Source organism: Bacillus sp. AFS012607, assembly GCF_002558005.1.
GTDB lineage: Bacteria > Bacillota > Bacilli > Bacillales > Bacillaceae_G > Bacillus_A > Bacillus_A thuringiensis_S.
On record NZ_NTVM01000012.1, the window covers coordinates 137686 to 157099 of the forward strand.

Below are 19414 nucleotides of genomic sequence, written 5' to 3' on the forward strand. Positions count from 1 at the left end.
CTATTAGCCCACTAGTGAAACAATTTTTTGTGCACCGTCTGCCATAGATTCTGCTGCAACAATATTTAAGCCAGACTCATTTAAAATTTTCTTACCTAGTTCTACGTTTGTACCTTCAAGACGTACAACTAAAGGTAACTCAAGACCTACTTGTTTCGTTGCTTCAATAACACCTTCTGCAATAACATCACACTTCATAATACCACCAAAAATGTTAACGAAGATACCTTTTACATTTTTGTCAGAAAGGATAATTTTGAATGCTTCTGTAACTTTTTCAGCAGTTGCACCGCCACCAACATCTAAGAAGTTAGCTGGGTCACCGTGGTAATGTTTAATGATATCCATTGTAGCCATCGCTAAACCTGCACCATTAACCATACAACCGATATTTCCATCTAAAGGAATGTAGTTTAAATCGTATTTTGAAGCTTCAATTTCTTTTGAATCCTCTTCATCAAGATCACGAAGCTCTAAAATGTCTTTATGGCGATATAACGCATTAGAATCAAAGTTTAATTTTGCATCTAATGCCATAACTTTACCTTCACCTGTTGTAACAAGTGGGTTAATCTCAGCGATAGAGCAATCTTTTTCGATAAACGCACGGTATAAGCCCATCATAAACTTCACAGCTTGTCCTACAAGCTCTTTTGGAATATTGATGTTAAATGCAATTCGGCGTGCTTGGAAACCTTGTAAGCCTACTGCTGGATCAATATATTCTTTAAAGATTTTTTCAGGTGTTTTTTCTGCTACTTCTTCAATTTCTGTTCCGCCTTCTTCAGACGCCATTAAAACAACTTGAGAAGTTGCACGATCTAAAACTAGACCTACATAATATTCTTTTTTAATATCGCAACCTTCTTCGATAAGTAAGCGTTTTACTTCCTTACCTTCAGGACCTGTTTGATGTGTCACAAGTGTAGTTCCTAAAATGCTTTCTGCATATGTACGAACTTCATCTAAATTTTTTGCAACTTTTACTCCGCCAGCTTTGCCGCGTCCACCAGCGTGAATTTGTGCTTTCACTACACATACATCTGTTCCTAGTTCTTTCGCTGCTTCTACAGCTTCTTCTACTGTAAATGCAACCTTCCCGTTCGGAACGCTAACCCCATAGCTTCTAAGGACTGCCTTACCTTGGTACTCATGGATATTCATGGTCCCATCCTCCCCTGTTTTCCTGTTTTACTCGAAAAGTTTTTTAATGTTTAAAAAACATTACATTGCCATTGTATAAGATGATTGGCACGCTGTCTACAATAAAGTGTCAGAAAACTGAAATCGCTTTATTCTTTTTCGAAAATAGTAATGTTTATATGCCAAAATAAAAAATAAGCTGTATATTTACAGCTTATTTTTGAATCATATCTTTAATTGGCGCGAATGACTTTCGGTGTTCATCTAATACTCCATGCACTTCAATTGCCTCTAAATGTTGCTTTGTGCCATATCCCATATGTTGCTCAAATCCGTATTCAGGATACTTTTCTCCCAGTTCTTTCATCATACGATCTCTCGTTACTTTCGCAATAATAGATGCAGCTGAAATAGAAATACTTTTCGCATCACCTTTAATAATTGAGGTTTGCGGAATTGGTGTAGGAAGCTTCATCGCATCAATTAATAAATGTTGGGGTGTACAAGATAAATTTGCAACTGCATCTAACATTGCTTGTTTCGTTGCTTGGTAAATATTAATGTCATCAATAACTTGCGGTGATACAATTCCTACTCCAATTGCAATTGCTTGTACTTTTATTTCATCATAAAAACGCTCACGTTTCGCTTCACTCAGCTTTTTTGAGTCATTTAACCCTGGAATATAAAAATCCTCTGGAAGGACGACAGCTGCCGTCACAACAGGCCCAGCCAACGGGCCACGCCCTACTTCATCAATACCCGCGATATATGTGACCCCTTTTTCACGCAAAGCATTTTCATACTTGGACATTTCAAAAAAATTCTCTTTTTCTTTCTGTTCTAACTCTTTTTGTTTATACCACTTCAAAACGAGCTTTTGAACGCCTTTTCGCTCATCTTTCATTAACAGTTGAAAGCGATCATCTTCTTCATTCATAATTTCTTTCAATACATTTTCCGCTTCTTTTATCGTCATTTTTTGCATTTATACAAACTCCTTTTTAAACGTATCCAAAAAGAAAAGACGCACAAACGCACGTCTTATACTTCTTCTATTTTTCCACATCTTCTACTTGCTCTGCAAACTCTTCCGGTGTTTCAAACGTCATTTTTCCAAGTTTGCCACCACGAAGCTCACGAAGTACAAGCTCAGATGTCTTATCATAATCAATCATTCCGCCGCCCATTAAGCAGCCTCTATTTTTTCCAATTGCATCGAATAATTCCACAATATCTTCTGGAATCTCATTTAAATTATAGCGTTCTTTCAAGCGTTCTGGATAATGTTTCTCCATAAAACGTAATGCGTAAACAGCTACATCTTGTAAATTTAAAATTGAATCTTTAATTGCACCCGTCGTCGCTAAGCGAAGACCCACTAATTGATCTTCAAATTTAGGCCACAGAATACCTGGCGTATCTAACAATTCCATTTCCTTCCCAACTTTAATCCATTGTTGAGCTGTTGTCACACCTGGACGATCTCCTGTTTTAGCAATATTTTTCTTTGCCAATTTATTAATTAATGTAGATTTACCAACATTTGGTATACCTACAATTAATGCACGAATCGCTCTCGGTCTAATACCTTTTGCAACCATTTTATCAAATTTTTCTTTAACAAGCACTTTACAAGCTGCTGCAATTTCTTTCATACCTTGTCCAGCTTGCGCGTTAATCGAAATTGCCATATGACCTTTTTCTTTAAAATATGCGATCCATTGTTTTGTTAAACGGTCATCTGCCATATCCGCTTTATTTAAAACAACAAGCCTTGGCTTATGTGTAATGATTTCATCAATCATTGGGTTTCGAGATGATAATGGTAATCGAGCATCTACAAGTTCAATTACAACATCAATTAATTTTAATTTCTCCGTTACTTGGCGTCTAGCCTTCGCCATATGCCCTGGAAACCATTGAATTACCATGTTGCCACCTTCTTTTTCATTTATTTCACAATACGTGCGTCTTCTAACGGCCAATATAACATATTAGCTTTACCAATTACTTGATCCATTGAAATCGTACCGATTGAACGGCTATCTTTACTAAAACGACGATTATCACCTAAAACAAATAATTGATCTTTTGGAACGGTTTTCTTGCCTGTCATTTCTTCAAGATTAAAATCATATGTAAGCGGTCCGTCAGCAATTTGCTTTTTCTGCTTGTCTAAATACGGCTCCTCATAAGCCTTTCCGTTAACATACAGCTTATCATTACGATACTCTATTTCATCGCCCGGTAGGCCTATAATGCGCTTAATGTAATCTTTATCTTCTGTTGCTCGAAATACGATAATATCAAATCGTTTCGGATCTCCAATGTGATAACCAATTTTATTTACAATCATTCGATCACGATCATGTAAAGTAGGTGCCATCGATACCCCGTCTACGAGAATTGGCGCAAAGAAAAACTGTCTAATAACACCAGCTAATACAACAGCAATCAAAATTGCTTTAATCCATTCCCAAAGTGAACTCTTCTCTTTTTTCATGCATTTCCCCTCCACGGTTATGTAAGCTGTTCGTATTATACCAAAATTTCATATAGATTGGAAAAAGGGAGCTTGTGCATTTACAAGCTCCCATACATGTCTTATCGAATTTCTTTAATACGTGCTTTTTTACCGCGAAGGTTACGTAAGTAGTATAACTTAGCACGACGTACTTTACCACGGCGAAGTACTTCGATTTTCGCGATTCTTGGCGTGTGAACTGGGAATGTACGCTCAACACCTACACCGTAAGAAATCTTACGAACTGTGAATGTTTCACTAATTCCGCCACCACGACGTTTAATTACAACACCTTCGAAAAGCTGAATTCTTTCACGAGTTCCCTCAACAACTTTTACGTGTACACGTAAAGTGTCACCAGGACGGAATGAAGGAAGGTCAGTTTTTAATTGGCCTTTTGTAATTTCTGCGATTAATTGTTGCATATTAAATTCTCTCCTTTAAACAGATGCTCTTATAAAGTCTTAATAAATTACAGCGGAACATCGTTAATACGGCTACTGATTTCAGTAGCACAAATGTTATAATAGCATATTACTAGGCCTGTTGCAATAGCAAATATATGAAGTTATTACTGCTCTCGCTTTATTTCCTCAAGCCATTTTTTCTCTTGTTTAGATAGATCTCTATCATCTAACAAATCAGGTCTACGCGTATACGTACGGCGCAAAGATTCCTTATGTCGCCATTCGTCAATATTTTTATGATTCCCTGACATTAATACATCCGGTACCTTCATACCACGAAAATCAGCCGGACGTGTATAATGAGGATGCTCTAATAAACCTGTACTAAACGAATCCTCTACTTGTGAAGCATGATTTCCTAGCACGCCTGGCAAGAGACGTACAACACTATCAGTAATAACCATAGAAGCTAATTCTCCGCCCGTTAATACATAGTCACCAATAGAAATCTCATCCGTTACGAGATGCTCACGAATTCGTTCGTCATACCCTTCATAATGCCCACATACAAAGATCAAATGTTCTTCCCCTGCAAGCTCTTCCGCTTTCTTCTGCGTAAATCTTTCGCCCTGCGGACACATTAAGACAACTCTCGGCTTACGCTCTGTCTCTTTCGTCAAATCTTCTACAGCGTCAAAAATAGGCTGAGGAGTAAGCACCATACCAGCTCCTCCGCCGTAAGGATAATCGTCTACGCTATTATGCTTACTTGTTGTATAATCACGAAAGTTAACAACACGAAGGTTTACCGCTTCCTTTTCTTGTGCCTTCTTTAATATAGAAGATCCAAATACACCGGTAAACATGTCTGGGAACAACGTTAAAATATCAATTTTCATTATAGCAATCCTTCCATTACATGAATGGTTACTAATTTATTTTCAATATTAACTTGAAGTACAACGTCATCAATATAAGGAATTAAGAGATCTTGACCCTTCGGACGTTTAATCACCCAAACATCATTTGCACCAGGAGAGAGAATCTCTTTGATTGTCCCTAGCGCTTCTCCTTCTTCCGTTACAACGCTGCAACCAATAATTTCGTGATAGTAGTATTCACCTTCAGCAAGTTCACCTAACTGCTCTTCCGGTACTTTTATTAAAGAACCTTTAAACTTCTCTACTTCATCTACATTGTTATATCCTTCAAATGTTAATAAATCGAATGTCTTATGTTGGCGATGAGAAGTTACCTTCACTGGAAGATAGTCTGTGTCTTTCTCATTCGATATGTATAGCGTGTTTCCTACTTTATATCGCTCTTCTGGAAAATCAGTACGAGAAATCACACGGATTTCTCCTCTTACTCCATGAGTATTTACAATTTTCCCTACGTTAAACCACTTTGTCATAAATAGTATGTCACCCCTGGTTTCTATATAAATTAAGCATCTCCATTTCATAGATGGAACATGCAATCTCTATTTAAATGTTAAAAAAGGGAGAGGAATAACTCCTCGCCCTTTTTACGTTTATTGAATTTCCAGTGTTACTTTTTCATCATTATGATGTCCCACTGAATACAAGAGCATTCGAATCGCTTTCGCAACTCTCCCTTGCTTTCCAATGACTTTTCCAACATCCTCAGGATGTACAGTTAATCGATACTTTATCTCTCCGTTGCAAAGTTCCTGTGTAACTTTTACATCTTCAGGATGATCGACAAGAGGCTTGACAATCGTCTCGACTAACTTCTTCATAGTCATTGCCTCAATTACTTACCTTGTTTAGATAAGTGGAATTTCTCCATGATACCTTGGTTAGAGAATAAGTTACGAACTGTATCAGATGGTTTAGCACCATTTCCTAACCATTTTAATGCTGCTTCTTCGTCGATCTTAACTTCAGCTGGTTGAGCAACTGGATTGTAAGTTCCGATTTCCTCAATGAAACGTCCGTCACGAGGAGAACGAGAATCTGCAACAACTACACGATAGAAAGGAGTTTTTTTAGCTCCCATACGTTTTAAACGAATTTTAACTGCCATTTATAAAGCACCTCCGAATTTATTTCACACAGATAATTATATTAGCAAAAAGACTATTGCTTTGTAAAGTATTTTTTCTTAACAGAGCCATCTTTTTTTCCTTACATGAATGGAAACTTCAATCCACCTAGTCCTTTTTTCTTGCCTTTTTGCATTCCCGTCATCGTCTTCATCATTTTTTTCATGTCATCGAATTGCTTAATTAGACGATTGATTTCTTGTACAGTTGTACCGCTACCTTTGGCAATGCGCTTTTTGCGACTAGCATTGATTATTTCCGGTTGTTCTCGTTCTAATTTAGTCATAGAACGAATAATTGCCTCAATATGCCCAATTTGTTTTTCATCAACTTGCGCATTTTTCAGCCCTTTAATTTTATTTGCACCAGGAAGCATTCCTAACAATTCATCAAGCGGTCCAAGTTGACGCACTTGTCCAAGTTGTTCTAGGAAATCGTCAAGCGTAAACGAAAGCGTACGCATTTTTTGCTCAAGTTCTTTTGCTTTCTCTTCATCAACTGTAGCTTGCGCTTTTTCAATCAATGTTAAGACATCGCCCATCCCTAAAATACGGGATGCCATACGCTCTGGATGGAACGCTTCAATTGCATCTAGTTTTTCACCCATACCAGCAAATTTAATCGGTGTGTTTGTTACAGCCTTAATAGATAATGCAGCACCACCGCGGGTATCACCATCTAATTTCGTTAATACAACACCTGTTAAACCTAACTGTTCATGGAAACTTTGTGCAACATTTACCGCGTCTTGTCCCGTCATCGCATCGACAACAAGGAAAATTTCATCCGGCTTCGCAACTTCTTTAACTTTCGCTAATTCATCCATTAGTTCTTCATCAATATGCAGGCGACCCGCTGTATCGATTAAAACATAATCATGATGATCTTCTTTTGCTTTTGCAATCGCTTGTTTCGCAATTTCAACAGGACTTACTTGATCTCCTAAAGAAAATACAGGCATGTCCAATTGCTTCCCTAATGTTTCAAGCTGTTTAATCGCTGCTGGACGGTAAATATCCGCTGCAACAAGCATCGGTTTACGATTATGCTTTTTACGAAGCAAATTCGCAAGCTTACCTGTCGTCGTTGTTTTACCCGCACCTTGCAGACCAACCATCATAATAACAGTCGGTGGCTTATTAGCAACAGCAATTTTGCTTTGCTCTCCGCCCATAAGTTCTGTAAGTTCTTCCTGTACAACTTTAATTACTTGTTGTCCAGGTGTCAAACTTTTCATTACATCTTGTCCGACAGCACGTTCAGACACACGCTTCACAAAATCTTTTACTACTTTAAAGTTAACATCTGCTTCTAAAAGAGCTAGACGAACTTCTCTCATCATTTCTTTCACATCGGCTTCAGAAACTTTTCCTTTGCCGCGGATTTTTTGCATTGTCTGTTGAAGTCGGTCGGCTAATCCTTCAAATGCCATATTGCCGCCCTCCTAATCTAATTTTTCGATAGCTTCAACAACTTGTTTCATTTCTTCATTCACATGCTCTTCTTCGCTGATTAGCTGTTTTAGCTTTGCAACAAGTCGCTGTCGCTCTTGAAACTTTTGAAGTAATACTAATTTTTCTTCATATTCTTCAAGCATCGCTTCAGTCCGTTTAATGTTATCATACACGGCTTGGCGACTTACATCAAATTCTTCCGCAATTTCACCAAGAGATAAATCATCTAGATAATAAAGCGACATATAACTTCTTTGTTTTTGCGTTAACAACGATTGATAAAAATCAAATAAATAGTTCATTCTCGTTGTTTTTTCGAGCATGTTGGATCATCCTTTGTTAAGTGATTTCCCTTTACATAAGTTAGTTTACATGGAGTCCAAAAGAGTGTCAAGTTTTTTTCTTAACATCATATATTTTTATAGAAAAAGAAGCGGAAATACCGCTTCTTTCGCTTACGCTTCTTCTGTTTCTACTAAGTTCGCAAATAAACCATACACATATTGTTCTGGATCAAACTGCTGCAAGTCATCCATTTGCTCTCCTAATCCAACAAACTTCACCGGTACATCAATTTCGTTACGAATCGCTAATACAATACCACCTTTAGCAGTTCCATCTAACTTCGTTAAAACAATACCTGTTACATTCGTTGCTTCACGGAATGTTTTCGCTTGGCTTAAACCGTTTTGTCCTGTTGTTGCATCAATAACAAGCAATACTTCATGAGGAGCACCTGGTACTTCACGCTCAATTACACGCTTCACCTTCTCTAACTCTTTCATTAAGTTTACTTTATTTTGCAAGCGTCCTGCTGTGTCACATAGTAATACATCTACCTTACGTGCTTTTGCAGCTTGTACAGCGTCATACATAACCGCCGCTGGATCAGATCCAGATCCTTGTTTAATCACTTCTACACCAACGCGATCGCCCCATACTTCTAATTGTTCAATCGCCCCAGCACGGAATGTGTCTCCTGCCGCCAATAAGACTGACTTACCTTCTGATTTAAACTTATGCGCCAGTTTACCAATTGTCGTCGTTTTTCCTACACCGTTAACACCAACAAATAAAACAACCGTTAATTGGTCTTCTTGCATATTAATTTCGTTACTAAAATCTCTGTCACCTTTGTAAATTCCTACTAGTTTTTCTGAAATAACAGCTTGTACTTCTTTTGGATCTTGAATGTTACGACGTTGTACTTCTTCTTTCAATTGATCAATTAATTCCATTACCGTTGCGACGCCAACGTCTGCACCGATTAAGATTTCTTCTAACTCTTCGAAGAAATCTTCGTCCACTTTACGGTAACGATACACTAAATCATTCACTTTATCCGCAAATGAATTTCTAGTTTTTTCTAATCCGTGTTTAAATTTCTCTGTAACTGTATCCGTTTGTTTTGAAATTTTTTCTTTTAGTTTTTTAAAAAAACTCATACTTTCCCATCCTTCCTATTCACTTGCAATAAGTTCTTCTCCGGCATCTAAACGAACCGAAACAAGTTTAGATACCCCTGATTCTTGCATTGTTACACCGTACAACACATCAGACTCTTCCATTGTACCTTTTCTATGTGTAATTACAATAAACTGCGTCTCATCACTAAATTTCTTTAAATACTGTGCAAAACGAGCTACATTCGCTTCATCAAGGGCGGCCTCTACCTCATCTAGTACACAGAACGGTACTGGGCGCACTTTTAAAATACCAAATAAAAGCGCAATTGCCGTTAAAGCACGCTCTCCACCTGAAAGTAAACCTAAGTTCTGCAATTTCTTCCCTGGCGGTTGTGCTACAATATCAATACCCGTATTTAGTAAATCCTCTGGATTAGTCATTACTAAATCCGCTCTTCCGCCTCCAAATAACTCAGAGAATACCGATTGAAACTCCATTCTAATGCCTTCAAACGTAGTAAAAAAGCGTTTTTTCATTTCTTCATCCATTTCGGTAATAAGCTGGTGCAATGTCGTTTTCGCTTCTTCTAGGTCGTCTCTCTGCTCTAGTAAAAATGTATGACGCTCCGCTACGCGTTCATATTCATCAATTGCCCCTAGGTTCACTGTACCTAACTCTTCTATGGATAATTTGATTAATTTTACTTTCTTACGCGCATCTTCTGCAGGCATTGTCATTGTATATTTTAGTTTTGCCGCTTCAAATGAAATCGTATATGTTTCACGTAAATGTTGTAATCTATTTTCCAACTCTACATCAAGTCGGTTTATTTTCACTTCTTGATCTTTCAACATTTCAATAATATATTTATGTTTACCTGTCGTTTCTTTCAAATTACGCTCTAAATGTTCTACTCTCTCTTGCAACGAGACACGTTGTTCGCGACGAGAGCGAATTAATTCTGAAGTTTGATTACGATCATACGCTTTCTTCTCAATCATATTCGTAATTTGCTCTTCACCACTTGAATTAGATGTCATTTCTTGTTTTAAGAAAGCTAAATCCTCTTTCGTTTTTACAAGTGTCGCATCCGTTTCTTCTTTTTCCTTCGTAAATCGTTCAACTTTTTCTTTTTGATTAGATAAGCGTTGTTGCTTTTCAGCTACCAGCACTTTTAACTCAGTCATTTCTTTTTGAACTTTTTCTTTTGAAGAATGTTGCTCACTTTTTTGTTTTGTTAAAGCTACAATTTTACTATCTAACTCTGTGATATCAGCTTGAAGATTCGTTAAAATCCCTTCTAACGCCTCTTTACGCCCTTGTGTTTTTACTCGATCTTGTAAAAAACCTTCAATCTCTAAATCATAAATAGACAAGCGGTCATTAATACGATGTTCTTCTAATTCTAAACGATTAATCTCTTCTCTTAATTTCTGCTCATCTACACGCTCTGCTTCTACAGTTTGCCTTAGTTCGCGTATTTTCACTTCTTTTTCTTGAATCTCTTGTTTTACTGCTTTAACAAAGTTTTCTAACTTCGTTGTTTTTTCTTCCATATCAGTTAACTTGCGAGTCCACTCTTCCAGTTCACGTTGGCGTCCTAATAAAGAAGATTTCGCTTGTTTTACCGCTCCACCAGTCATAGAACCGCCAGGATTCACTACGTCCCCTTCGATTGTTACAATGCGATAACGGTATTGCAGTTGTTTCGCCAACTCATTTGCTCCGCGTAAATCTTTCGCAACAATAACAGTACCTAATAAATTTGAAACTACATTTTCATATTTATTATTGTACTGCACAAGTTCTGCCGCCACACCTACAAACGATGGGTGTTGATTTACAATGCGTAATTGCTCAAATGATAACGACCTACTTTTAATAACAGCTTGTGGTAAAAACGTTGCACGCCCATGTTTATTTTGCTTTAAAAATGCAATTGCATTACGAGCATGTTCCTCTGTTTGTACAACAATGTGCTGCATCGCTGCACCTAGAGCGATTTCCATTGCAACTTCGTATTCTTTAGGTACCGTTAACAGTTCCGCAACAGCACCCTCGATACCTTGCAACCTATTTTCTCTAGCTTTCAATACTTCACGTACACCTTGATAGAAGCCAGAATAATCTTCTTGCATCTCTTCAAGCATTTCTTTTCGAGAACGTGCCTGTTGCACAAATTGATATGCTTGATACAGTTTTGTTTCATTTTCACTATACTGCGTCTTACATTTCCCGAGCGCCGCCTCTGTCTTCTGTATGTTTGAGAGGATGCCAGCTACTTTTTCTTTCACTTGTTCGTAATTTTCTACAAGTTTCGTCTTTTTCGCTGTAATTTCCATACGCATTTCTACATATTTCGCATTCTCTTCATCCAGCCGCTCGTTTTTAGACGTTTGCTGTTTAGATTGTTCTTCAATCATAGATAATTCATTGCGATGACTAGCTTGTTGATTTAAAAGTTCAATATAGTCACCTTTTAAATTCTCAATCTGTTCCTCTAAATTGTCAGCAAAAGTAGCAAGTAGTTGCTCATTATCATGCAATTTTTGCTCTAACTCTTTTACTTCATTCACAAATTGCATTAAAGCTTCTGTACTTGACGCAATTTCACCATCGTAACTTTTAGCTTTCTCTGTTAATTCAACAATTAACTGCTCAAGTTGCGCACAATGCGTCGTAGCATTTTGCTTTCTCTCTTTTAACAACTCGCGCTGTCCTTCTAGTTTTTCTAGCTCTTTACTAGAAAGAAGAAGTACTTCTTGCAACGAATCTACAGACTCATCTACCGCTTGTAATTGTCCTCGTAATTCCTCAAGCTCTTCTTCACTTTTTTGTAAATCCGTTGACATTTTAGCTTCTTCGTCTTTATTATGCCCAAACTGATTTCGAAGCGCTTCCCATTTCTCATGCAATTCTTCAATTTCATGTACAATAAGCGCAGCTTCTACTTTCTCTAATTCTTCTTTATTCTCAAGATAATCTTTCGCAATAGAAGCTTGTCTTTCTAAAGGTTCTACTTGACTACTTAATTCATGAATTATATCTTGTACACGATTTAAGTTTTCTTGTGTTTCTGCTAACTTCCCTTCAGCTTTCTTTTTGCGAAGTTTGTATTTCAGTACGCCTGCCGCTTCTTCAAATACACCTCGACGCTCTTCTGACTTACTACTTAAAATCTCTTCCACTTTCCCCTGGCTAATAATTGAAAAAGCTTCTCTTCCCATACCAGAGTCCATAAATAAATCGATAATATCTTTCAATCTACATGATTGTTTATTAATATAAAAATCACTATCACCTGAACGAGATACACGACGTGTTACACACACCTCATTGTATTCAATTGGTAAACGTTGATCTTCATTATTTAAAGTTATTGTTACTTCAGCAACATTAACCGCTCTCCTCGTATCACTGCCTGCAAAAATAATATCCTCCATCTTTGCACCACGTAATGATTTTGCAGATTGTTCACCAAGTACCCAGCGAATCGCATCAGTAATATTACTTTTCCCGCTTCCATTAGGGCCTACTACAGAAGTTACACCTGGGACAAAATCAACAGATACACGCTCAGCAAAAGACTTAAATCCTGCTATTTCTAATCTTTTTAAAAACACGAAAGGCCTTCCTCCTATTCTCCGTTGCTATAACTGTTATCTATACAAAAACGAGCTATCATACGGATTTCCCTTCCTTTTATTCACAAACAAAAAGAAAGTTTCATTCTATGCATAAGGAATCCCCCTCATTCAAAGGGGGATTCCTTATAGTTGTTCTTTTAATTTTTTCAATGCTTCTGCAGCAGCTTGTTGCTCTGCTTCTTTTTTCGACTTACCACTACCAAGACCTAAAGCTACGTTATTTAACGTAACACGTGACACAAATTCTCGATTGTGAGCTGGTCCTTTTTCTTGCAAAATTTGATACTCAACATTGCCACTACCATCACGCTGAATCAATTCTTGTAACTGACTCTTATAATCCATCACATGAGAAAAAGCACCCTCATTAATTTTCGGATATACAATTTCTTTTAAGAATTCCCAAACTGTTTCTAACCCTTGATCAAGATAAAGGGCACCAATAAACGCTTCAAAGACATCCGCTAATAAAGCTGGTCGTTCACGTCCACCTGTCATTTCTTCACCTTTTCCTAATAAAACAAGGCTACCAAATGACAATTCGTTCGCAAAACGAACAAGAGATGGCTCACATACAATAGCTGCACGTAGTTTTGTTAACTCTCCTTCGCTCATTGTCGGATATTTTTGAAACAGATACTGCGATACAGTAAGTTCCAATACTGCATCTCCAAGAAATTCAAGACGCTCGTTATCTTCATGCGGTTTTTTTCGATGCTCATTCACATACGATGAATGCGTAAATGCTTGAATCAATAATTTTTCATCTGTAAACGTAATACCTATCTTTTCTTGAAACACTTTAAATGCTTCACGATATTTTGTTTCGTATTTTTTTTCTCTATATTTTCGGTACGGCATAGGTCCCTCCAGATATAAGCCAGAAAGCCCCGCTAAAAAACGGGACTTCACTTAAGCATTATAGATGACTCTCTATGTAAGTCACAGCATCGCCAACAGTAGCAATCTTTTCAGCATCTTCATCAGAAATTTCCATTTCGAATTCATCTTCTAATTGCATTACAAGTTCTACTACATCTAGGGAGTCTGCTCCTAAATCTTCCTTGAAGCTTGCAGCTGGTACTACCTCAGTCTCTTCTACTCCTAAACGATCAACGATGATTTTTGTTACGCGCTCTAAAACATCTGCCATTCCATTCACCTCCCCTCAAATATTATATTAAATATTGACCAAAAAAACTAGGTGAAATCGATTCTTTTATTACATTACCATACCGCCATCAACATTTAACGTTTGACCTGTAACATATTTGCTTTGATCAGAAGCAAAAAACGTTACAGCATTCGCGATATCTTGCGCTTCACCAAATTGAGTAGCTGGAATAACTTTTAACATTTCTGCTTTAATATTCTCATCTAGTACATCTGTCATATCAGTCGCAATAAAGCCCGGCGCAATTGCATTCACTGTAATATTTCGACTTGCTAACTCTTTTGCAGATGTTTTTGTTAATCCAATAACACCCGCTTTAGCAGCAACATAATTAGCTTGCCCTGGGTTTCCTATAACACCAACAACCGAAGCGATATTTATAATTCTACCGTGACGTTGACGCATCATATAGCGAGATACTGCTTTTGTACATAAGAATACACCTTTTAAGTTTGTATTAATAACTGTATCCCATTCTTCTTCTTTCATACGCATTAATAAATTATCTTTTGTTACACCAGCATTATTTACAAGAATATCAACTTGTCCAAATGTATCTACTGTTTGTTTCACCATATTTGTAACATCATCAGCATTTGCAACATCTGCTCTTACCGCAATTGCATCAGAACCTAATTTCTTAATTTCATCTACTACTTCATTTGCTTTTTGTTCATTACCTGCATAATTCACTACTACATTTGCCCCTTGTTTCGCTAAATCGATCGCAATCGCGCGACCAATTCCACGTGAAGCGCCAGTTACTAATGCTACCTTCCCTTTTAACATCAGTTTTCTCCTCTCAAATTTGAAATGGTATCTTTTAATGTCTCTTCATCATATATCGCATATGCTTTCACTGATGAATCAATCGACTTCATAAGTCCAGCAAGTACTTTTCCAGGTCCAATTTCAATAAATATATCTACTCCCTGCTGCACCATACATTCAATAGACGGGTACCATAATACAGGCGAATAAAGCTGTTCGATTAACTTTTCTTGAATGTCAGCACCACGTGTAATAACATCCGCTGTAACATTTGCAATAACAGGAATATTCGTGTCATGAATTGTAATTTCATTTAAAACACTTTGGAACTTCTCAGCTGCCGGCTTCATAAGTGAAGAATGGAAAGGCCCACTTACTTTTAGTGGAATTGCTCTCTTTGCACCATTTTCTTTCGCTCTTTGAGAAGCAACCTCTACACCTTGCTTCGTTCCAGAAATCACAATTTGCTTCGTACTATTCATATTAGCGATTTGCACTGCATATCCTTCACTTGTTACTTCTTCTGTAACTTGTTTCAGCATATCTAGGTCAGCACCTAATATAGCTGCCATCGCACCTTCCCCGTCTGGAACAGCTTCTTCCATATATTCGCCACGTTTCCTTACAGCATATACAGCATCTTCAAAAGTTAATGCACCAGCTGCTACAAGAGCGCTATATTCACCTAAACTATGACCAGCGACAAAGTTAGGTGTAATGTCATACTCTTTCAAAGCTGTCAAAATAGCAAAACTCGTTGTTAATAATGCAGGCTGAGCATTTGTTGTTAATGTAAGCTTTTCCTGCGGTCCTTCAAAAATCACTTCTGAAAGTGAATCTTGTAACACCTCATCTGCTTTTGCAAACACTTTTGCAACCTCTTTATTATTCTCTGCTAATTGTTTACCCATTCCAACTGCCTGTGAACCTTGGCCTGGAAAAAGAAATGCTATTTTTCCCATTTCAAATCCTCCTCTTATTGGAGTGACTCTTTCTCCATTACGCTTGAAATTGTAGGAATTACTTCTTTCGCTACCATTTCTCTCGTTTGACGAATCGCACTAAATATCGACTGGTCATTAGAAGAACCGTGAGCCTTAATGACAGGTGCTTTCAATCCAAATAATGCAGCTCCCCCATACTCCGAATAATCCATTTTATCTTTTAATACCATAAGTTTTGGCTTTAATACCGCCGCTGCTAATTTGCTCGTAAACGAACTCATTAGTTGTTCTTTCAACATAGAGAATAGCGCAAGTGCTGTTCCTTCTAATGATTTCAACGCTACATTCCCTGTAAAACCATCACATACAACAACATCTGCTACACCTTGCAATAAATCTCTCGATTCAACGTTCCCAACGAAATTAATTGGCGCATCCTTAAGCATTGCAAATACTTGCTTTGAAAGCTCGTTTCCTTTTCCATCCTCTGTTCCAACGTTTAATAGTCCAACACGAGGATTTTCAATTCCTCTTACCTTCTCAGCATAAACAGATCCCATTACTGCATATTGATATAAATGAATTGGTTTTGCATCAACATTTGCTCCAACATCTAACATAACAAAACCTTTTCCATCTACAGTTGGCATTGTAGGCGATAAAGCTGGTCGCTCAATTCCTTCCATACGACCGACAACAAATAATCCAGCTGCCATTAAAGCTCCTGTGCTACCTGCGGATATACAAGCGTCTGCTTCTCCATCCTTTACTTGCTGTGCCGCAAGTACCATTGAAGCTTGTTTTTTTCGACGAACCGCTCTTACTGGTTCTTCCGTCGATTCTATTTTTTCGTCTGTATGAAGAATAGTAATTCGTTCATCACTCGTTAAGTATTGACGAATTTCCTCTTCTTTCCCTACTAACGTAATATGTAAATCAGAATATTCCTTAATAGCTTTCATTGCCCCTAATACTACAGCCTTCGGAGCGTGATCTCCGCCCATTGCATCTATTGCGATTTTCATAAGTTGTTACCTTCCTCACTATAATTACTAGATCGATACATTTCAAAAGTGCCTGTAAAAACAAGTTCTTCTCCAACGAAGCTACGCACTTTGACAACCGTCCGTCCCTTATCATTCTCTACGTCTTCAACACGCGCTTTTGCAACAACACGCTCTCCTAATTTTACAGGGCGAATATATCGAATGGTAGACTTTGCAGTTAAAGCTAATTCTTCATCAATAACCGCAACAGCTAGTGAGTTTGCTTGCGCAAACAGATGATGCCCACGGGCAATTTGATTTCTTTTAAATACATGTTCTACCTTTACTTCAAAGATAGAGATTGCATGTCTATCTAATTCAATATCAATAATTTCTCCGACAACCTCTTCTAACGGTAAAGATTTCACATCTTCTTCATGTTGCTTTGTAGCTACATGTTTAATTCTCTCTCTTAATTCAGGAATAGACAATTCCATACGATCCAGTCGTACTGTTTGTATACTCACTTGAAATTTTTCCGCTAAATCTTCATCCGTAATAAAAGGATTTGATTCGATTGTTTGTTGTAATAATTCTTGTCTTTCTTTTTTACTTCTTCTTTTCTTCATACCGCACCATCCATTTTTATGACTAGGTACTAACAGTAGTATATAATCATTGAAAGTAGAATGCAACAATTTTTTTGTTGACTCCCTTTAATCGAGCTTCTCTCCTTGGAACACACCTGTCCCATCAAGATACGTACGCAAGGCAGCGTATTGATCATTGTGCCAAAATGCTTCTGACTCTACTAGTATCGCCGCATCTTGCCTTGCTGTTTCTAACGCTCGATAATCGTGTACCATGTCAGCAACCTTAAATTCCGGTAAGCCACTTTGCTTACTCCCAAAAAAATCTCCAGGACCTCGTAATTCTAAATCTTTTTCTGACAATACAAATCCATCATTTGTTTCAGTCATTATGCGCATTCTTTCTTTTCCTGTTTCTGATTTAGGGTCTGCTATTAATAAACAATATGATTGTTCACTACCACGCCCGACACGCCCTCTAAGCTGATGAAGCTGCGATAAACCGAAACGTTCTGCATCATAAATAACCATCACAGTCGCATTCGGTACGTTCACACCAACCTCAACAACTGTTGTCGATACAAGAATTTGCACTTTATTTTCACTAAACTGTCCCATTATCTCTTCTTTTTCCTGAGACGATAATCTCCCATGCATCAATCCAACTTGGCATTTCCCTTGGTAATGATGCGTCAGCATACTATGTAAGTCGATAGCATTTTGCACATCAAGTTTCTCAGATTCTTCAATTAGAGGACAAATAACGTATGCCTGTCTTCCTTTTTTTATCTCCTTCTCAACAAAACCGAGGACGCGATCTAACATATCATGTTTTGCCCAGTATGTTTCAATCACCTTTCTCCCTGCTGGCATCTCATCGATTATTGAAACATCCATCTCTCCAAATGCAGTAATTGCAAGCGTACGCGGAATTGGTGTCGCTGTCATAAATAATACATCTGGACTTTCACCTTTCTCCCGTAAAACTCGGCGCTGCGCTACACCAAATCGATGCTGTTCATCCGTAATAACGAGACCCAACCTATGAAATATAACTTCATCTTGAATTAAAGCGTGCGTTCCAACAAGAATATCTATTTCTCCTTGTTCTAACTTCGCTAAAATGTCTCGTCGTCTCGCACCTTTAACAGAACTTGTTAGCAGTTCCACCTTCATACCAAAATGCGAAAACGTTTCAGCAAGCGACTGATAATGTTGCTCAGCTAAAATTTCTGTAGGAACCATTAAAGCACCTTGATAATGAGCTAATTTCGATGCATAAAGGCCAATCGCAGCAACAACTGTTTTCCCAGAACCAACGTCACCTTGTAATAGTCGGTTCATCCGATAAGGAGATGTCATATCTTTTAAAATTTCATCTACAACTCGGCGCTGCGCACCCGTTAACGGAAACGGCAGTGCATCGATAAATTCTTGTAATTCTACTGACGGAATCTCTTTCTTCGTCCCTTTTGAATTTTCCCTCTCCATTTTCCTCAGCGTTTGCATTTTCAGCTGAAATAAGAAAAATTCCTCATATACAAAACGGCGACGCGCTTGCTTTAAATCCTCCTGTCCTACCGGAAAATGCAAAGCCTTAAGTGCTTCATATCTTGGTAATAATTTATACCGGCCTAACAAACCATCCGGTAACACTTCGACTATAGAATCTCCATATTCCTTTAACGCTTGAGCAATAAAACGACGCATCTGTTTTACTGTAAGTTTCCCCTTTACTGAGTAAACTGGCTCCACTTCTTGTTGACGTACAACTGGCCCAAAATGAAGTTCTGATACAGCAATTGTTTGACGATGTTGATCCCATTTACCAGTAATCGTTACCGTTTCATCTAACGTTAATTTTTGCTTATAGTAAGGCCTATTAAAACATACCGCCGTAATTAAATAACGACCGACGAGAACACGAACTGTTAGACGCGATTTCTTCTTACCATAATATTGCAGCAAAGGAGCACTATGAACCTTCCCTTCAACCGTTACACGTTCATCATGCTTTACTTCAGCAAGATCTTTCATCGCATAATCTTCATAACGGTACGGAAAATGTTCTAATAGATGAGAAACTGTATAAATCCCCATCTCATGTAGTAACTCAGATGTTTCTCCTCCGATCCCCTTTACATCCGTAACAGGAACTTGTACAACATCATTCAAGATTCTCACACCCCGTCACATTATTTTCTTTATTGCATTTTATTTGAGTACCAATTAGCATCTGTAATCGCTCTCTTTCACCTTATATATTCTATCATAGGCATTCTAAGAGAAACTACTC

At 37.8% G+C, this 19414-nt stretch carries 20 protein-coding genes; all 20 read right to left on the reverse strand.

Going from position 1 to position 19414, the window contains the following annotated elements:
- Nucleotides 1-3 precede the first annotated feature (3 nt).
- Nucleotides 4-1164, reverse strand: a complete 1161-nt coding sequence (gene sucC, locus CN409_RS14040; RefSeq protein WP_001020791.1) for an ADP-forming succinate--CoA ligase subunit beta — start codon at nt 1162-1164, stop codon at nt 4-6.
- Nucleotides 1165-1357: 193 nt separating this feature from the next.
- Entirely contained in the window at nt 1358-2131 is a 774-nt protein-coding gene (locus CN409_RS14045) for a ribonuclease HII (RefSeq protein ID WP_001171121.1), read from the reverse strand.
- Nucleotides 2132-2198: 67 nt separating this feature from the next.
- Nucleotides 2199-3077, reverse strand: a complete 879-nt coding sequence (gene ylqF / locus CN409_RS14050) for a ribosome biogenesis GTPase YlqF (protein ID WP_097981357.1) — start codon at nt 3075-3077, stop codon at nt 2199-2201.
- A 20-nt stretch (nt 3078-3097) separates the two neighbouring features.
- Nucleotides 3098-3649, reverse strand: a complete 552-nt coding sequence (gene lepB, locus CN409_RS14055) for a signal peptidase I (protein ID WP_000711853.1) — start codon at nt 3647-3649, stop codon at nt 3098-3100.
- 101 nt (nt 3650-3750) lie between these two features.
- On the reverse strand, nt 3751-4095 hold the full coding sequence (gene rplS / locus CN409_RS14060; protein ID WP_001186516.1) for a 50S ribosomal protein L19: 345 nt from the start codon (nt 4093-4095) through the stop codon (nt 3751-3753).
- 146 nt (nt 4096-4241) lie between these two features.
- Entirely contained in the window at nt 4242-4976 is a 735-nt protein-coding gene (gene trmD / locus CN409_RS14065; RefSeq protein WP_000686901.1) for a tRNA (guanosine(37)-N1)-methyltransferase TrmD, read from the reverse strand.
- Entirely contained in the window at nt 4976-5491 is a 516-nt protein-coding gene (gene rimM, locus CN409_RS14070) for a ribosome maturation factor RimM (protein WP_000170272.1), read from the reverse strand. The genes trmD and rimM overlap by 1 nt, the downstream gene beginning before the upstream one ends.
- A gap of 120 nt (nt 5492-5611) precedes the next feature.
- Nucleotides 5612-5839 carry a KH domain-containing protein gene (locus tag CN409_RS14075; protein WP_000737393.1) on the reverse strand — a complete coding sequence of 76 codons (228 nt, stop codon included), beginning with the start codon at nt 5837-5839 and terminating at the stop codon, nt 5612-5614.
- A 14-nt stretch (nt 5840-5853) separates the two neighbouring features.
- Nucleotides 5854-6126 carry a 30S ribosomal protein S16 gene (gene rpsP / locus CN409_RS14080; RefSeq protein WP_000268748.1) on the reverse strand — a complete coding sequence of 91 codons (273 nt, stop codon included), beginning with the start codon at nt 6124-6126 and terminating at the stop codon, nt 5854-5856.
- Nucleotides 6127-6227: 101 nt separating this feature from the next.
- Complete coding sequence (gene ffh, locus CN409_RS14085) at nt 6228-7577, reverse strand: signal recognition particle protein (RefSeq protein ID WP_000863460.1); 1350 nt, start codon at nt 7575-7577, stop codon at nt 6228-6230.
- 12 nt (nt 7578-7589) lie between these two features.
- Nucleotides 7590-7922, reverse strand: coding sequence for a putative DNA-binding protein (locus CN409_RS14090; RefSeq protein WP_000891062.1), 333 nt, complete (start codon nt 7920-7922; stop codon nt 7590-7592).
- Between the two features lie 132 nt (nt 7923-8054).
- Nucleotides 8055-9044, reverse strand: a complete 990-nt coding sequence (gene ftsY, locus CN409_RS14095; protein ID WP_097981358.1) for a signal recognition particle-docking protein FtsY — start codon at nt 9042-9044, stop codon at nt 8055-8057.
- A 15-nt stretch (nt 9045-9059) separates the two neighbouring features.
- Nucleotides 9060-12629, reverse strand: coding sequence for a chromosome segregation protein SMC (gene smc / locus CN409_RS14100; protein WP_081143607.1), 3570 nt, complete (start codon nt 12627-12629; stop codon nt 9060-9062).
- A 147-nt stretch (nt 12630-12776) separates the two neighbouring features.
- Nucleotides 12777-13514, reverse strand: coding sequence for a ribonuclease III (gene rncS, locus CN409_RS14105; protein WP_001146875.1), 738 nt, complete (start codon nt 13512-13514; stop codon nt 12777-12779).
- 58 nt (nt 13515-13572) lie between these two features.
- Entirely contained in the window at nt 13573-13806 is a 234-nt protein-coding gene (gene acpP / locus CN409_RS14110; RefSeq protein WP_000786062.1) for an acyl carrier protein, read from the reverse strand.
- Nucleotides 13807-13875: 69 nt separating this feature from the next.
- Complete coding sequence (gene fabG, locus CN409_RS14115) at nt 13876-14616, reverse strand: 3-oxoacyl-[acyl-carrier-protein] reductase (RefSeq protein ID WP_086390353.1); 741 nt, start codon at nt 14614-14616, stop codon at nt 13876-13878.
- Nucleotides 14616-15560, reverse strand: coding sequence for an ACP S-malonyltransferase (gene fabD / locus CN409_RS14120; protein ID WP_000515907.1), 945 nt, complete (start codon nt 15558-15560; stop codon nt 14616-14618). Before fabD ends, fabG begins: the two co-directional genes overlap by 1 nt.
- Before the next feature lie 14 nt (nt 15561-15574).
- Nucleotides 15575-16567 (reverse strand): phosphate acyltransferase PlsX, encoded by a 993-nt coding sequence (gene plsX, locus CN409_RS14125; protein WP_000684100.1) that lies wholly within the window; start codon nt 16565-16567, stop codon nt 15575-15577.
- Nucleotides 16564-17157 (reverse strand): transcription factor FapR, encoded by a 594-nt coding sequence (gene fapR / locus CN409_RS14130; protein WP_000747349.1) that lies wholly within the window; start codon nt 17155-17157, stop codon nt 16564-16566. Before fapR ends, plsX begins: the two co-directional genes overlap by 4 nt.
- A gap of 87 nt (nt 17158-17244) precedes the next feature.
- Entirely contained in the window at nt 17245-19293 is a 2049-nt protein-coding gene (recG, locus tag CN409_RS14135) for an ATP-dependent DNA helicase RecG (protein ID WP_001000822.1), read from the reverse strand.
- Nucleotides 19294-19414 lie beyond the last annotated feature (121 nt).

Excerpts from the sequence above, each read along its gene's own strand:
- sucC (WP_001020791.1), bottom strand. The coding sequence starts at position 1,164 with ATGAATATCCATGAGTACCAAGGTAAGGCAGTCCTTAGAAGCTATGGG.
- CN409_RS14045 (WP_001171121.1), bottom strand. The coding sequence starts at position 2,131 with ATGCAAAAAATGACGATAAAAGAAGCGGAAAATGTATTGAAAGAAATT.
- ylqF (WP_097981357.1), bottom strand. The coding sequence starts at position 3,077 with ATGGTAATTCAATGGTTTCCAGGGCATATGGCGAAGGCTAGACGCCAA.
- lepB (WP_000711853.1), bottom strand. The coding sequence starts at position 3,649 with ATGAAAAAAGAGAAGAGTTCACTTTGGGAATGGATTAAAGCAATTTTG.
- rplS (WP_001186516.1), bottom strand. The coding sequence starts at position 4,095 with ATGCAACAATTAATCGCAGAAATTACAAAAGGCCAATTAAAAACTGAC.
- trmD (WP_000686901.1), bottom strand. The coding sequence starts at position 4,976 with ATGAAAATTGATATTTTAACGTTGTTCCCAGACATGTTTACCGGTGTA.
- rimM (WP_000170272.1), bottom strand. The coding sequence starts at position 5,491 with ATGACAAAGTGGTTTAACGTAGGGAAAATTGTAAATACTCATGGAGTA.
- CN409_RS14075 (WP_000737393.1), bottom strand. The coding sequence starts at position 5,839 with ATGAAGAAGTTAGTCGAGACGATTGTCAAGCCTCTTGTCGATCATCCT.
- rpsP (WP_000268748.1), bottom strand. The coding sequence starts at position 6,126 with ATGGCAGTTAAAATTCGTTTAAAACGTATGGGAGCTAAAAAAACTCCT.
- ffh (WP_000863460.1), bottom strand. The coding sequence starts at position 7,577 with ATGGCATTTGAAGGATTAGCCGACCGACTTCAACAGACAATGCAAAAA.
- CN409_RS14090 (WP_000891062.1), bottom strand. The coding sequence starts at position 7,922 with ATGCTCGAAAAAACAACGAGAATGAACTATTTATTTGATTTTTATCAA.
- ftsY (WP_097981358.1), bottom strand. The coding sequence starts at position 9,044 with ATGAGTTTTTTTAAAAAACTAAAAGAAAAAATTTCAAAACAAACGGAT.
- rncS (WP_001146875.1), bottom strand. The coding sequence starts at position 13,514 with ATGCCGTACCGAAAATATAGAGAAAAAAAATACGAAACAAAATATCGT.
- acpP (WP_000786062.1), bottom strand. The coding sequence starts at position 13,806 with ATGGCAGATGTTTTAGAGCGCGTAACAAAAATCATCGTTGATCGTTTA.
- fabG (WP_086390353.1), bottom strand. The coding sequence starts at position 14,616 with ATGTTAAAAGGGAAGGTAGCATTAGTAACTGGCGCTTCACGTGGAATT.
- fabD (WP_000515907.1), bottom strand. The coding sequence starts at position 15,560 with ATGGGAAAAATAGCATTTCTTTTTCCAGGCCAAGGTTCACAGGCAGTT.
- plsX (WP_000684100.1), bottom strand. The coding sequence starts at position 16,567 with ATGAAAATCGCAATAGATGCAATGGGCGGAGATCACGCTCCGAAGGCT.
- fapR (WP_000747349.1), bottom strand. The coding sequence starts at position 17,157 with ATGAAGAAAAGAAGAAGTAAAAAAGAAAGACAAGAATTATTACAACAA.